The organism is Streptococcus sp. 1621, from assembly GCF_013276615.1.
GTDB lineage: Bacteria > Bacillota > Bacilli > Lactobacillales > Streptococcaceae > Streptococcus.
The window spans coordinates 11,278-25,822 of record NZ_VMLJ01000030.1; the positions used below are offsets into that span (position 1 = coordinate 11,278).

Below are 14,545 nucleotides of genomic sequence, written 5' to 3' on the forward strand. Positions count from 1 at the left end.
AGGCGACGTTGACGCGGTTTGAATTTGATTTTCGAAGAGTATTATAGTCTTTTCTAATAACAAGCCATAGTCACTTATAAGAATTACTAATAACGTGTTTGACCAGTCTAACTGAAATATAGTTAAAAAACAAGCTACACAAATGATTTGAGGCATTTGTCTCAAGTCTTTTTCTTTTGTCTAAAACAGAGATATAGTTTCAAACTATATCAAAGCCTAATTTTTTACAATTATACAGACGCTTTCTTTTCTGTTAAGATAGTTTCAACAACAAATTTTGGAGGACACATCATGTCAACTACAATCATCGGTTTCCCTCGTTTGGGCGAATTCCGCGAATTAAAATTTACAACTGAAAAATACTTTAGAAAAGAAATCTCAGAAGAAGAACTCCTTGCAGCCGCAAAAGACTTGCGTGCTAAACACTGGAACATCGTCAAAGAAAAAGGCATCACTGAAATTCCATCAAATGACTTTTCTCACTATGACAACTTCCTAGATGCAGCTTTCCTTTTCAACGTGGTACCTGCATCCGTTCAAAACTTGGACTTGTCTGACCTTGAGCGCTACTTCGCTTTGGGTCGTGGTTACCAAGGAGAAAAAGGGGATGTTCGCGCCCTTCCAATGAAGAAGTGGTTCAACACCAACTACCACTACATCGTTCCTAAATTTGAAAAAGACACTCAAGTTAAACTTGCTGGTCACAAGATCTTCGATGAGTTCCAAGAAGCAAAAGAACTTGGATTGAATACTCGCCCAGTTCTTGTAGGTCCATTCACTTTCCTTCAATTGTCAGACTTTGAAGAAGGTGTGAAAGCAGAAGACTTTGTAGACAGCTTAGTAGCTGCTTACCAAGAAGTTTTTGCTAAATTGGCTGAACTTGGTGCGACTCGCATTCAACTCGACGAAGCTGCTCTTGTAAAAGACTTGACAGCTGAAGAAAAAGCTCTTTTCTTGAACCTCTACAACAAACTTTTGGCTGACAAAAAAGGTCTTGAAGTCTTACTTCAAACTTACTTCGGAGACGTTCGTGACGTTTACGCTGACCTTGTTAACTTGCCAGTAGATGCTATCGGTCTTGATTTCGTTGAAGGTAAGAAAACTCTTGAACTCGTTAAAGGTGGCTTCCCAGCTGACAAGACTCTCTACGCAGGTATTGTCAACGGTAAAAACATCTGGCGCAACAACTACGAAAAGAGCTTGGCTGTTCTTGAACAAATCCCAGCTGAAAACATTGTCTTGACAAGCTCATGCTCACTTCTTCATGTGCCATTTACAACTGCTAATGAGGAATTTGAACCATCTATCTTGAACCACTTTGCTTTCGCAGTTGAAAAATTAGATGAAATCCGTGACTTGGATGCTATCCGCAATGGTCAAGGTGAAGAAGCACTTGCAGCCAACAAAGAACTCTTTGCGACTGAACGTGTGGGTGAAAATGCTGAACTTCGTGCGCGTATCGCTGGCTTGACAGACGCAGACTACACTCGTTTGCCAGCATTTGCAGAACGTGAAGCTATTCAAGAAGAAGCTTTCAAACTTCCAGCTCTTCCAACAACAACAATCGGTTCATTCCCTCAAACAAAAGAAGTTCGTGCTAAACGTTTGGCTTACCGTAAAGGTGAATTGTCTCAAGAAGAGTATGACGCTTTCCTTGCTGAAACAATTGACGAATGGATCAAATGGCAAGAAGATATCGACTTTGATGTCCTTGTTCACGGTGAGTTCGAGCGTAATGACATGGTTGAGTACTTCGGTCAAAACTTGTCAGGTTACCTCTTCTCTAAAAACGGTTGGGTACAATCATACGGTATGCGTGGGGTGAAACCACCAATCATTTGGGGTGATGTAACTCGTCTCAACCCTATCACTGTTAAATGGTCTAGCTATGCACAAAGCCGTACAAACAAACCTGTTAAGGGTATGTTGACTGGACCTGTTACCATCCTCAACTGGTCATTCCCACGTGAAGACATCTCTATCAAGGATTCGACTCTTCAAATCGCCCTTGCTATCAAGGATGAAGTGCTTGACCTTGAAGCTGCTGGTGTGAAAATCATCCAAATCGACGAGGCCGCTCTTCGTGAGAAATTGCCACTTCGTCGTAGCGACTGGTACGAAGACTACCTTGACTGGGCAATTCCTGCCTTCCGCTTGGTACACTCAACAGTAGCGCCAGACACACAAATCCACACTCACATGTGTTACTCAGAATTTACAGATATCATCCCAGCTATCGACAACATGGATGCAGACGTTATCTCATTTGAAGCTAGCCGTTCAAACCTTGAAATCTTGGACGAACTCAAAGCGAAAAACTTCCAAACAGAAGTGGGACCTGGGGTTTACGATATCCACTCACCTCGTGTGCCAAATGAAGGCGAAATCGACAATACAATCGAAGCTATCCTTGCTAAAGTGCCAAGCAAGAAAGTTTGGATCAACCCAGACTGTGGTTTGAAAACACGTGGTATTCCAGAAACAAAAGAAAGCTTGATCCGCCTTGTTGAAGCAGCTAAAGCTGCGCGTGAGAAATTGTAAGATTGGATTTCTCTCCATACAATGGTTGTTCAAAAAGAAATCAACTAGAAAAGGTTATTACATATGTCACGCCAAACACCGTCACTCTCATTTGAAGTGTTCCCTCCAAACCCAGCAGTGGGTAATGATAACATTATTTCTGCTCTTCAAGATATGCAGGAGTTGGCTCCTCACTTTATCAGTGTAACTGCCAGCAATAATAAATTTAATATCAAGGAAACGACGGTCCGTTTGGCTGATTTTATCCAAAATGACTTAGCGATTCCGACCATTGCCCACTTGCCAGCTATCTATTTGACTAAGGACAAGGTTGCTGAAACTATTGCAGACTTGGACAAGGTTGGAGTGCAGAAAATCTTGGCCTTGCGTGGGGATATCATTCCAGATGTAGAGCCACAAAAGGATTTTCGCTACGCCACTGACTTGATTGAGTTTATCAAGGAACAAGCTCCTCACTTTGATATTGTTGGTGCTTGTTATCCAGAAGGGCATCCAGATTCGCCAAATCAGATTTCAGATATCCAAAATCTCAAGAAGAAAGTGGATGCAGGCTGCTCGAGCCTTGTAACTCAGCTTTTCTTTGACAATGAGCGCTTCTATGATTTCCAAGACAAGTGCATCTTGGCTGGGATTGATGTTCCCATTCATGCAGGGATTATGCCAATTCTGAATCGAAATCAGGCTCTCCGTCTCTTAAAGACTTGTGAGAATATTCACCTTCCACGCAAATTCAAAGCCATTTTAGACAAGTATGAGCATGACGCTGAGTCGCTCAGAGCAGCAGGACTTGCCTATGCGGTGGACCAAATCGTGGACTTGGTAACTCAGGATGTTGCCGGTGTGCATCTCTACACCATGAACAATGCTGAAACAGCAAAATACATCCACCAAGCAACCCATGCCTTGTTTAATCATCAGTCTCTAGGATAATAAAAAGCAAACCATTCTTCTCAGCTGAGGGGAATGGTTCCTTTTTAATGGTAAAGACCGCACTTTTTAAGAAAATATGATAAAATAGACTCTGTACGTACTTGATACAAAGATGAGGGTATTGAAGTTTTAAAGGTTTTTTCAAATATGGTTGGAGCGACACGAGTGAGTCAAATCGATATTATTTGACGAGAGAGTTAGTAAAGCATTTAGCTAATCGCCTGATAGCGATTAGCGTGAAAGGTTTAGATGCTTTAGTATCAAACCTTTCTAATGATTTATATCTTGAGTAATTGAACACGGGCTAAATCCCTAGTGAAAAAGATAGATTTCCTGGTGCGCATCGCACACTGCGTCAATCTCCTATTTTCATACGGGATTCTTCACGCCCTTGGTATCTTGTATAACTGAACTCGCCTACAACTCTGTGGAAAAAGATAAATCTCCCTAGGAGCGGTCGCTCCGTCGTTCGATTTCCTATTTTCCTTTGAGTTGCTTAACGGCTTAGTATCTTGATCTTTGTAGGCAAGGCGTATAATTTCATCAATCCAAAGGGGATTAAAATGACAAAACAAGTGTTTCAAACGACTTTTGCGGGTCGTGAGTTAATTGTAGAGACTGGTCAGGTTGCTAAGCAAGCAAATGGCGCAGTTGTCGTACGTTACGGTGAGTCAACTGTCTTGACTGCTGCCGTTATGTCTAAGAAAATGGCAACTGGGGATTTCTTCCCTCTTCAAGTCAACTACGAAGAAAAAATGTATGCGGCTGGGAAGTTTCCTGGTGGCTTTATGAAACGTGAAGGACGTCCTTCAACAGATGCGACCTTGACAGCGCGTTTGATTGACCGTCCAATCCGTCCTATGTTTGCGGAAGGTTTCCGTAATGAAGTCCAAGTTATCAACACAGTGCTTTCTTATGATGAAAATGCCTCTGCACCAATGGCTGCTATGTTTGGTTCATCCTTGGCACTTTCCATTTCAGATATTCCATTTGACGGACCAGTCGCTGGGGTACAGGTGGGCTATGTGGATGGTCAAATCATCATCAACCCTACGCAAGAACAAGCAGAGCAATCTCTCCTTGAATTGACAGTAGCTGGTACCAAACACGCCATCAATATGGTAGAATCTGGTGCCAAAGAATTGTCAGAAGAAATCATGTTGGAAGCTCTCCTTAAAGGGCACGAAGCAGTCAAAGAATTGATTGCCTTCCAAGAAGAAATCGTTGCTGCTGTCGGTAAGGAAAAAGCAGAAGTAGAATTGCTTCATGTGGACGCTGACTTGCAAGCTGAAATCATCGCAGCCTACAACAGCGACCTCCAAAAAGCGGTTCAAGTAGAAGAAAAATTGGCTCGTGAAGCTGCAACTCAAGCAGTGAAAGACCAAGTGACTGCTGTTTACGAAGAAAAATATGCAGACCACGAAGAATTTGACCGCATCATGCGTGATGTGGCTGAAATCTTGGAACAAATGGAACATGCTGAAGTGCGCCGTTTGATTACAGAAGACAAGGTTCGTCCTGACGGTCGTAAGGTAGATGAAATCCGTCCTTTGGATGCGGTTGTTGACTTCCTTCCTCGTGTGCACGGTTCAGGTCTCTTTACTCGTGGGCAAACTCAGGCTCTTTCAGTTTTGACCTTGGCTCCGATGGGGGAAACTCAAATCATCGATGGTTTGGACCCAGAGTACAAGAAACGCTTTATGCACCACTATAACTTCCCTCAATACTCTGTAGGGGAAACTGGTCGTTACGGTGCGCCAGGTCGTCGTGAAATCGGTCACGGGGCTCTTGGTGAACGTGCCCTTGCTCAAGTCTTGCCAAGTTTGGAAGAATTCCCATATGCTATCCGCTTGGTAGCTGAGGTCTTGGAATCAAATGGTTCTTCATCTCAGGCTTCTATCTGTGCGGGAACGCTTGCCCTTATGGCTGGTGGTGTGCCAATCAAGGCGCCAGTAGCAGGGATTGCCATGGGTCTCATTTCAGATGGAAACAACTATACAGTCTTGACAGATATCCAAGGTTTGGAAGACCACTTTGGAGACATGGACTTCAAGGTTGCAGGAACTCGTGACGGGATTACAGCCCTACAAATGGATATCAAGATTCAAGGGATTACTGCAGAAATCTTGACTGAGGCTCTTGCCCAAGCCAAGAAAGCCCGTTTTGAAATCCTTGATGTGATTGAAGCAACTATTCCAGAAGTTCGTCCAGAATTGGCTCCAACTGCTCCGAAAATTGATACCATCAAGATTGATGTGGACAAGATTAAGATTGTCATCGGTAAGGGTGGAGAAACCATCGACAAGATTATCGCTGAAACAGGTGTTAAGATTGATATCGACGAAGAAGGAAATGTATCTATCTACTCTAGCGACCAAGATGCCATCAATCGTGCTAAAGAAATTATTGCTGGTTTGGTTCGTGAAGCTAAGGTGGACGAAGTTTACCGTGCTAAAGTCGTTCGTATCGAGAAATTTGGTGCCTTTGTTAACCTCTTTGACAAGACAGATGCCCTTGTTCATATCTCTGAGATGGCTTGGACGCGTACCAATAATGTCGAAGACTTGGTAGCAATCGGGGATGAAGTTGATGTTAAGGTTATCAAGATTGATGAAAAAGGACGTGTGGATGCTTCTATGAAAGCCCTTCTTCCTCGTCCTCCAAAACCTGAACGTGATGAAAAAGGTGAAAAATCAGAGCGTCCTCACCGCCCACGTCATCACAAGGATCACAAACCTAAGAAAGAATTTACAGAAACACCAAAAGATTCAGAATAAGAAAAGGAGAAATGTATGGGATGGTGGCGCGAAACCATTGATATCGTAAAAGAAAATGATCCAGCGGCCCGCACCACTTTGGAGGTTTTGCTGACTTATCCAGGTGTCAAGGCCTTGGCGGCCCACCGTCTTTCGCATTTTCTCTGGAAGCATGGCTTCAAACTCCTGGCTCGTATGCACAGTCAGTTTTGGCGCTTTTGGACTCAGATTGAGATTCATCCAGGTGCTCAGATTGATTCAGGTGTCTTTATCGACCATGGTTCTGGTCTGGTGATTGGAGAGACGGCTATCGTTGAGACGGGAGTTCTCCTCTATCATGGGGTGACTCTTGGGGGAACAGGGAAAGACTGTGGCAAACGCCATCCAACCGTGCGAAAGGGCGCTCTCATATCAGCCCATGCCCAAGTTATCGGACCTGTAGAAATCGGTGAAAATGCCAAGGTTGGTGCAGCAGCAGTTGTCGTGGCAGACGTGCCTAGTGATGTGACGGTTGTCGGTATTCCGGCCAAGATTGTCCGAGTTCATGGACAGAAGGATGAACCGACGATCCACGAAGTCGAAGAAAAACGAGAGTACTACGTCAATAAACTCGAGCAGGCTAAAGAAGCCAGTCACAGATCGTCTGGGTTGTAGAGGATAGCTATATGATTCAAGCAAGAAACAAGTTAAGCCAAGAGGAGCTATCTGAGGCGAAAAAACTAATTAACTGTTGCCAAAACTATGACGGTACCTATCGTGATCCCTATCTCTCTAACATGCTTAATTTTGACCCAAACATGCCCGCCTTTTTCCTTTATTATGAAAAAGGCGAACTTGTTGGTCTCTTAACTGTCTATGCAGATGACCAAGATGTGGAAGTGACGATACTGGTTCATCCAGATCATCGCCGTCAGGGGATTGCGCGTGCATTGTTTACGAGTTTTGAGAGAGAAACAGCTTCTTTTCCTATTCGTTCAGTGACTTTTCAGACAGAACGTGTTTTTCTAGACCGTCATCCTGATTTTGCCAGTAACTGGGGACTAATCGAGGATGAAGAGACAGAAACTTGGTTAGGTAAGGATAGAAGACCTTATCCGTTAGCAAAGCTTTCCAATCTGGAAGTTTTATTAGCAGATAGTTCGTATCAGGAGCAAATTAGCCAGTTAAAATTTCAGGCATTTTCAGGGGAACATGAATCGAGAGAAGTTGTGGATAGATATGTCGCTGAAGCTCTGAAGGATCCAGAAAGTCGCTTATATATTTTGTTAAAAGATGGTCAGGTTATTGGAACTTGCACGGTTGATTTATCGAGCGATACGAATTACTTCTACGGTTTAGCAATATCGGAATCTGAGCGTGGGAAAGGCTATGGGAGCTACTTAGCAAAATTCCTCGTCAACAAACTGATTGAGCAAAATGACAAGGAATTTCAGATTGCAGTAGAGGACAGCAACGTCGGTGCCAAGCGCTTGTATGAAAAAATTGGCTTTGTCAAACAGACTCAGGTGGTTTATCTGAATGAGAAAGGAGCAAGGGATTCCGAAGTGTAGAGACATTCGGACTGAAATTCAATTGAACTCTTAATGATGAAACTAACTGTTCTCGGATTTTAGTTTTCCTGACTATTATTTTATGATTAAAATCTATGACACTATGTATCGTGATTTGCGAGAATTTGTCCCGATTGAGGACGGCAAGATCAAGATGTATGTTTGTGGGCCAACCGTGTACAACTATATCCACGTGGGGAATGCCCGTTCGACGGTGGCTTTTGATACCATTCGTCGCTATTTTGAATACCGTGGTTATGACGTCGCCTATATTTCCAATTTTACGGATGTGGATGATAAGATTATCAATCGTGCCAAGGAAGAGGGCATCACGCCTCAGGAGGTTGCGGACAAGTACATTGCTGCCTTTCGTGAGGATGTGACGGCCTTAGGCGTCAAACCTGCGACTCGCCATCCGCGTGTGGTGGAGTTTATGGATGACATTATCCGCTTTGTGGAAGACTTGATTGGAAAAGGTTTTGCTTATGAGAGCCAAGGAGATGTCTATTTCCGTGTGGAAAAATCTCATAACTATGCCAAGTTGGCCAATAAAACCTTGGAAGATTTGGAGCTGGGTGCTTCAGGTCGTACCGATGAAGAAACGCCACGTAAGGAAAATCCTGTAGACTTTGCCCTCTGGAAATCTGCCAAACCAGGCGAGATTTCTTGGGATAGTCCTTGGGGATCTGGTCGTCCGGGCTGGCACATCGAGTGTTCGGTCATGTCGACAGAGATTTTGGGCGATACTATTGATATCCACGGTGGTGGAGCCGATCTAGAGTTTCCTCATCACACCAACGAAATTGCCCAGTCTGAAGCTAAAACAGGCAAGACTTTTGCCAACTACTGGATGCACAATGGCTTTGTCAATATCGATAATGTCAAGATGTCCAAGTCCTTGGGCAACTTTATCACTGTTCATGATGCCCTCAAAACTCTTGATGGTCAAGTGCTTCGTTTCTTCTTTGCGACTCAGCATTACCGCAAGCCTATCAACTTTACGGAAAAAGCAGTGCGTGATGCTGAGACCAATCTCAAGTATCTTAAAAATACTTACGAGAAACCGTTTACTGGAACTGTAGATGCTCAAGAGTTACAGGCCTTTAAAGATAAGTTTGTAGCAGCAATGGATGAGGATTTCAACTCTGCCAATGGCATCACAGTCGTCTTTGAAATGGCCAAATGGATTAACTCAGGAAACTATGATGTAGCTGTCAAGCAAGCTCTTGCGGATATGTTGGAAGTCTTTGGAATTGTCTTTGTTGAGGAAGTTTTGGATGCAGAGATCGAAGCCTTGATTCAAAAACGCCAAGAAGCGCGTGCTAATCGTGACTTTGCGACAGCGGACCAGATCCGTGACCAATTGGCTGCTCAAGGGATTAAGCTCCTTGACACCAAGGATGGAGTGAGGTGGACACGTGATTGATGTCAATCTCATTAACGGGATTGCGCTAGCCTTTGAAGGAGATGCGGTGTATTCTATGTATATTCGTCGTCACCTCATCCTCAAAGGTATGACAAAACCCAATAAACTCCATCAAGAAGCAACCAAGTATGTGTCAGCCAAGGCTCAGGCTCGCCTGATTTCTCTCATGTTGGAGGAACAAGTTTTAACGGAAAAAGAAGAAGAAATTTATAAACGTGGTCGCAATACCAATAGTCACACCAAGGCTAAAAATGCCGATGTGGTGACTTACCGTATGTCCACAGGTTTTGAAGCCGTGATAGGCTATCTCCATATGACTGAAAATCTAGAACGTCTTGAGAGCTTGATTTCGTGGTGCATCCAAAAAGTGGAGGGCTAGGACATGATGGCAAAAGAACTACAAGACTGGTTTCCTGAAGCTCAGATTTCAGACCAACCAGTAGAGAAAGAGGGTTATCTCACTCTTCCTTTAGCTTCTCAACAGTGGATTTTGCTGGAGGAAGCTGGGCTCAGTGAGCGTGAAAAGCAGTTGGTTGCTCTTTTGACCCAGCAGGAGCAGGCTCGTTCGCTCAATCCTTGGTATTCTTTTTTGATTGAGGGGAAGGGGCAAGCACCGCAAGCTTTCAAAAAGATTCAGCTGGTTTATTGTCATCTTTCCTATTTTCAGCAGGAAAATCTAGCTTCTTGGCTAGATATGATGCGGACTCTTTTTCCGAATTGTCAGACAGTGCTACAGGTCGGAGCTCAGGATTATGTTTTCGTGCTTCAACAAGATAAGTACACTTCTGTACGAGCTATTTTAAGTGATACGATTGAAGCGGTTGAGTATGACTTTGGACTTCGTCTCTCTATCATGTTGGGTCAGGTTTGGTCTCAGACAGGCCATCAAGCCCTATCAGACTTAATCAAAGCGGAGCGCGATTTGTTTAAGACTTGGTGGCGTCAGGGTCATCAAGGTGTTCATACTTTTTCTCAGCTCTATCTTTGGAGTATGGGAGAAAGACTCGTGGACTTGAAGGCAATCAAGGAATGCCTGCACCAGATGATTTTGGATCAAGATCAGATTCAGGAAATCATTCTCTCTCTTTGGGAAAACAGTGCTGTTCTCACTAAAACAGCCCAGCAACTCTATCTGCACCGCAATTCTCTCCAATACAAGATTGATAAGTGGGAAGAATTGACAGGGCTACAGTTGAAGGAGTTGACCGACCTGACTCTGTGTTATCAATTGATTTTAGGTTCTTTGTCAACTATAGTTGGTTTGTAAAGAAGTTAATATTTGGAGAAGAGGATTGCCATCTTCTCCATTTTTATGTGCAGAGTTATAGTGGATTGAGGCTGGGAAAGTACACTGTGACTGCTAAAACATTCTTAGAAGTTGCTTTGATTTTCCTAATCTATTTATGCAAATTTTATGTTATTTTACTATAGTTGTTTGATTTTTATTTAGTATTAGAAGATTGAAAATCAATGAATAAATCTACCAGCAGATGACTCAAAACATCCTTTTGAAGCTGTAGGTAAGGCAAAGTTGACGTAGTTTGAAGAGGTTTTCGAATAGTAGGAACATCCAATTTCGGTATGTTTACTTATGGAGTTTTTCTTAGTGATACTTATATCTAGACACAAAACTATAGCTTGAGAGCTAGTCATTTTCAGATAAGATTTAACTCTTCCTAATACTGGGTTTTATTTGCTTTTCAGAGTCCTTTTCTACTAGAAACTGGAATGTATCCTATTTATAGTAGTAATCGCTAGAAATATGGTAGAATCAAAAAAAGAATCAGCTGCTTTTTTATGTAAATTTCAACCTGTGAAGTCTAAAAATTTTTAACTTTCTCCTTTCTTTTCCGAATAAATAGATAGTAGCAGTGAATCTAGCAAACCTAGATTAAAAAATGTGCTATAATAGAAGGAGGAAAAGGATGATTCTAAGACATCCGGGCATTAGCCCAACCAATGACTTGGTTGCTAAGAAGATTTTTAGTAATCCAGAGATCACTTGTCAATTTATTCGCGATATGTTGGATTTACCAGCCAAAAATGTGACCATTTTGGAGGGAAGTAACATTCATGTCTTGCCTTCCATGTCCTATTCAGCGCAGGATTTCTATACCAGTATAGACGTCTTGGCGGAGTTGGACAATGGGACACAGGTTATCATTGAGATTCAGGTTCATCATCAGAATTTTTTCATCAATCGCCTGTGGGCTTACCTGTGCAGTCAGGTTAATCAAAATCTTGAAAAAATCCGTCAACGTGAAGGTGATACCCACCAGAGCTACAAATACATTGCACCAGTTTACGCAATCGCAATTGTAGATAGCAACTACTTCTCGGACGATTTGGCTTTTCACAGCTTTAGTATGCGAGAAGATACGACAGGTGAGGTTTTAACTATCACAAATAACGGACAAGAAAACCATCTGGTTAAGATGGCGTTCTTGGAATTAAAAAAATATAGAGAAACCAGCAAAGACGAGGTTCGCAAGCCGTGGTTGGAGTTTTTCGGGAATAAACCCTTTACCCAGCAACCTGAGCGAGCCATCAGCCAGGCAGACCAACTGCTGGACTACAAGAGCTGGTCCGAGGAGGACAGGAGAATGTTTAGTGAACAACGCAGACGCGAAGAACAAGCCTTGTTAGCGCATGACTATGCCTTGGAACAAGCTGAGGAAAAAGGGTTGGAACGTGGTCGTGCAGAGGGTTTAGAGCGTGGACGAGCTGAGGGAGTTGAACAGGGATTGGAGCGCGGGAAAGTTGAAGGAAGGGAAGAAGGAAAACTTTTTGCCTTTCTGGACATGGTTCGTCAAGGTCTTCTAACACCTGAGGTTGCGAGTGAGCAATCAGGCATGACCGTGGCTGAGTTTGAAGAACTATTGAAAGAGCATCATAAATAAAACCTAAAAAATACAGAGAAACCAGCAAGGACGAGGTTCGTAAACCGTGGTTGGAGTTTTTCGGGAACAAACCCTTTACCCAGCACCCCGAGCGAGCTATCAGCCAAGCAGACCAACTGCTGGACTACAAGAGCTGGTCCGAGGAGGACAGGGAAATGTTTAGTCAACTACGTATGCGCGAAGAACAAGCCTTATTAGCACAGGACTATGCCTTGGAAACAGCTAGGGCGGAAGGCATTGAACAGGGGTTGGAACGTGGTCGAGCTGAGGGGATTGAACAAGGCATCGAAAAAGGTTTAGAACAAGGACTTGAACGTGGGAAAGTTGAAGGAAGTTTGTCCATGCTACTAAATCTAGTCCGTCAAGGTATTCTAACTTCCGAGATTGCCAGTAAGCAGTTGGGTATGACTGTCGCTGAATTTGAGTCACTATTGAAAGATCATCATAAATAAGATCTAATAAATATAGAGAAACCAGCAAAGACGAGGTTCGCAAGCCGTGGTTGGAGTTTTTCGGGAATAAACCCTTTACCCAGCACCCCGAGCGAGCCATCAGCCAGGCAGACCAACTGCTGGACTACAAGAGCTGGTCCGAGGAGGACAGGAGAATGTTTAGTCAACTACGTATGCGTGAAGAACAGGCATTGCTGGCACAGGACTATGCTTTGGAGCAAGCTGAGGAAAAAGGTTTAGAGAGAGGTCTTGAACGTGGTCGTGCAGAGGGTTTAGAGCGTGGTCGAGCTGAGGGGATTGAACAAGGTATCGAAAAAGGTTTAGAACAAGGACTTGAACGTGGGAAACTCTTTGCCTTCCTGGATATGGTCCGCCAAGGTCTCTTGCCTTCTGAAGTTGCCAGTAAGCAGTTGGGAATGACCGTGGCTGAGTTTGAGGCGCTTTTGTAAGTTAGGGGATGTATCTAGCTTTTCTCTTAAAATATTATCAGAGTGCTAGGAAACTTACATCGTATTTCACTATTTTCAGCAGAATGCTTCTGTTGATTTTATATAGAAAAAATGTCAGATTTTATCTTTCTATAGATAGGGTCTGTTTTTTATTTATATTAAATTTAAAATATTATCCATAATAAGATTGATAGATAAGGGTGTGCATATATATACAATCACGAGAAAATACTGTTATATCGGCTTTTTTGCTACTTTTTTAATCTTATCTTCATCTAGGTTTATACTTGATTTCTTTCCGTAAAAGTATTACTATAAAGTTGACATATTATGTGTTACGGGTTTTTGTGTACTCTTTTGAGGAAAGTTGGCCTGTGATACAATGAAAGGATGCTATGCTCATGTTTGGAAAAAAACATAGTGATAATGGTGAAAAAATTTACCGTTACTCAATAAGGAAATATCATTTTGGGGCTGCTAGTGTTGCAGTGGCGGCTCTGATGTTCTTTGCGAATGGGGTGCAAGCGCAGACCCCGGCAGTGTCTCCAGTAACAGCTAGTGATGTAGTTGCTGGACCTTCTGGAAATTCAGATGGGGATCCATAGGACTCAGATGAGGAGAGTCCTGAGAAAAAGGCAGTAGTTGAACAGCCTGTTGAGCTCAAATCAGCAGGAGAATCTAGCGCTCCAGAAGCTAAAACTGAAGAAGGAAGTCAAGAAGAATCAGAAGCTGAAGTTAAAAGTCCTCAGCCCGAGACTAAGATAGACGATAAAGAAGAAGCTCCTCAGGTGGCGAAGGAAAAGGATCAGGAAGTATCAGCGCCAGTAGCTGACACAAGTGCAGCCAAATCGACACAAAGCACCCTAGAAGCTTTGTTGGCAAATCTGACCTTAGATTCTATGAAGGCTCTTCACACTGAAGTCGAAGGAGGTCTCGCAAAGGCTAAGGCGGTCTTAGAGAATCCAAAAGCGACGCAAGCACAGGTTGATGAGCAAGTCAAACTCATGGAAGACCTGACTCGTCGGGTCAAGGAAGCTTTTTTGCTTCGTTTTTTTGAAACACAATAGATTGAGACTAGAACCGTACACACGCCACACCATACCACTATTACTAAAACATTGCTAGAAATGAATGTGTTTGTTACAATCGCTTTATCTAGTTCTTATTTTTGATATAATTTTTAGGCTTGAGTCACTTGATTTTGTTCAGTTGGCTTTTTTTGCTGTCCTTTTTCATGTGATAAACCTTTCAAGCCGTTTTTAGTATAGTAGATTGAAACTAGAATAGTACACACGCCAAACAACTACTGCCAAAACATTGTTAGAAATTACTTTGACTTTCCTACTCAATTTGTTCACATCTTATTTCAATCTGCTATAAGAGTTACGATACCAGGAGGGAGAGCACTGATAGAGGGTGTTTTGCTGCTTTCTTGAAGACTTCTTAATCAGTTTTTTTTCTGAAATAGAATCTCAAAAACCACCTATAAAAATAAGTGATAATATGGCTAAAAAAGTTCGCATTTTGCTGTTCAAATTTGC

At 42.8% G+C, this 14,545-nt stretch carries 11 protein-coding genes and 2 pseudogenes; all 13 read left to right on the forward strand.

What is annotated here, in order from left to right; genetic code table 11:
* The first annotated feature begins 291 nt into the window (after nt 1-291).
* Nucleotides 292-2,541, forward strand: coding sequence for a 5-methyltetrahydropteroyltriglutamate--homocysteine S-methyltransferase (gene metE / locus HT697_RS06930; RefSeq protein ID WP_173262638.1), 2,250 nt, complete (start codon nt 292-294; stop codon nt 2,539-2,541).
* Nucleotides 2,542-2,604: 63 nt separating this feature from the next.
* Complete coding sequence (gene metF / locus HT697_RS06935; protein ID WP_173262641.1) at nt 2,605-3,471, forward strand: methylenetetrahydrofolate reductase [NAD(P)H]; 867 nt, start codon at nt 2,605-2,607, stop codon at nt 3,469-3,471.
* Between the two features lie 563 nt (nt 3,472-4,034).
* On the forward strand, nt 4,035-6,248 hold the full coding sequence (gene pnp / locus HT697_RS06940; protein WP_173262644.1) for a polyribonucleotide nucleotidyltransferase: 2,214 nt from the start codon (nt 4,035-4,037) through the stop codon (nt 6,246-6,248).
* Nucleotides 6,249-6,263: 15 nt separating this feature from the next.
* Nucleotides 6,264-6,881 carry a serine O-acetyltransferase gene (cysE, locus tag HT697_RS06945; RefSeq protein WP_042751585.1) on the forward strand — a complete coding sequence of 206 codons (618 nt, stop codon included), beginning with the start codon at nt 6,264-6,266 and terminating at the stop codon, nt 6,879-6,881.
* Nucleotides 6,882-6,892: 11 nt separating this feature from the next.
* A complete protein-coding gene (locus tag HT697_RS06950) occupies nt 6,893-7,777 on the forward strand; it encodes a GNAT family N-acetyltransferase (RefSeq protein WP_173262647.1) in 885 nt (294 codons plus the stop codon).
* An 82-nt stretch (nt 7,778-7,859) separates the two neighbouring features.
* The gene (cysS, locus tag HT697_RS06955) at nt 7,860-9,203 is read left to right on the forward strand and encodes a cysteine--tRNA ligase (RefSeq protein WP_173262650.1); all 1,344 of its coding nucleotides are present in this window, start codon (nt 7,860-7,862) and stop codon (nt 9,201-9,203) included.
* A complete protein-coding gene (locus tag HT697_RS06960; RefSeq protein WP_050111512.1) occupies nt 9,196-9,582 on the forward strand; it encodes a Mini-ribonuclease 3 in 387 nt (128 codons plus the stop codon). The genes cysS and HT697_RS06960 overlap by 8 nt, the downstream gene beginning before the upstream one ends.
* Nucleotides 9,583-9,585: 3 nt before the next feature.
* Complete coding sequence (locus HT697_RS06965) at nt 9,586-10,470, forward strand: PucR family transcriptional regulator (protein WP_173262653.1); 885 nt, start codon at nt 9,586-9,588, stop codon at nt 10,468-10,470.
* 658 nt (nt 10,471-11,128) lie between these two features.
* Nucleotides 11,129-12,103: an Rpn family recombination-promoting nuclease/putative transposase gene (locus HT697_RS06970; protein WP_055387790.1), complete on the forward strand. Its 975-nt coding sequence runs from the start codon at nt 11,129-11,131 to the stop codon at nt 12,101-12,103.
* A gap of 5 nt (nt 12,104-12,108) precedes the next feature.
* Nucleotides 12,109-12,555: pseudogene (locus tag HT697_RS06975) on the forward strand (hypothetical protein); the annotation flags it as partial.
* Nucleotides 12,556-12,563: 8 nt separating this feature from the next.
* Nucleotides 12,564-13,004 (forward strand): annotated as a pseudogene (locus HT697_RS06980) (hypothetical protein); the annotation flags it as partial.
* Nucleotides 13,005-13,405: 401 nt separating this feature from the next.
* Nucleotides 13,406-13,609: a YSIRK-type signal peptide-containing protein gene (locus HT697_RS06985; RefSeq protein ID WP_173262658.1), complete on the forward strand. Its 204-nt coding sequence runs from the start codon at nt 13,406-13,408 to the stop codon at nt 13,607-13,609.
* Nucleotides 13,610-13,792: 183 nt separating this feature from the next.
* On the forward strand, nt 13,793-14,071 hold the full coding sequence (locus HT697_RS06990; protein WP_050260962.1) for a hypothetical protein: 279 nt from the start codon (nt 13,793-13,795) through the stop codon (nt 14,069-14,071).
* Nucleotides 14,072-14,545: the final 474 nt, after the last annotated feature.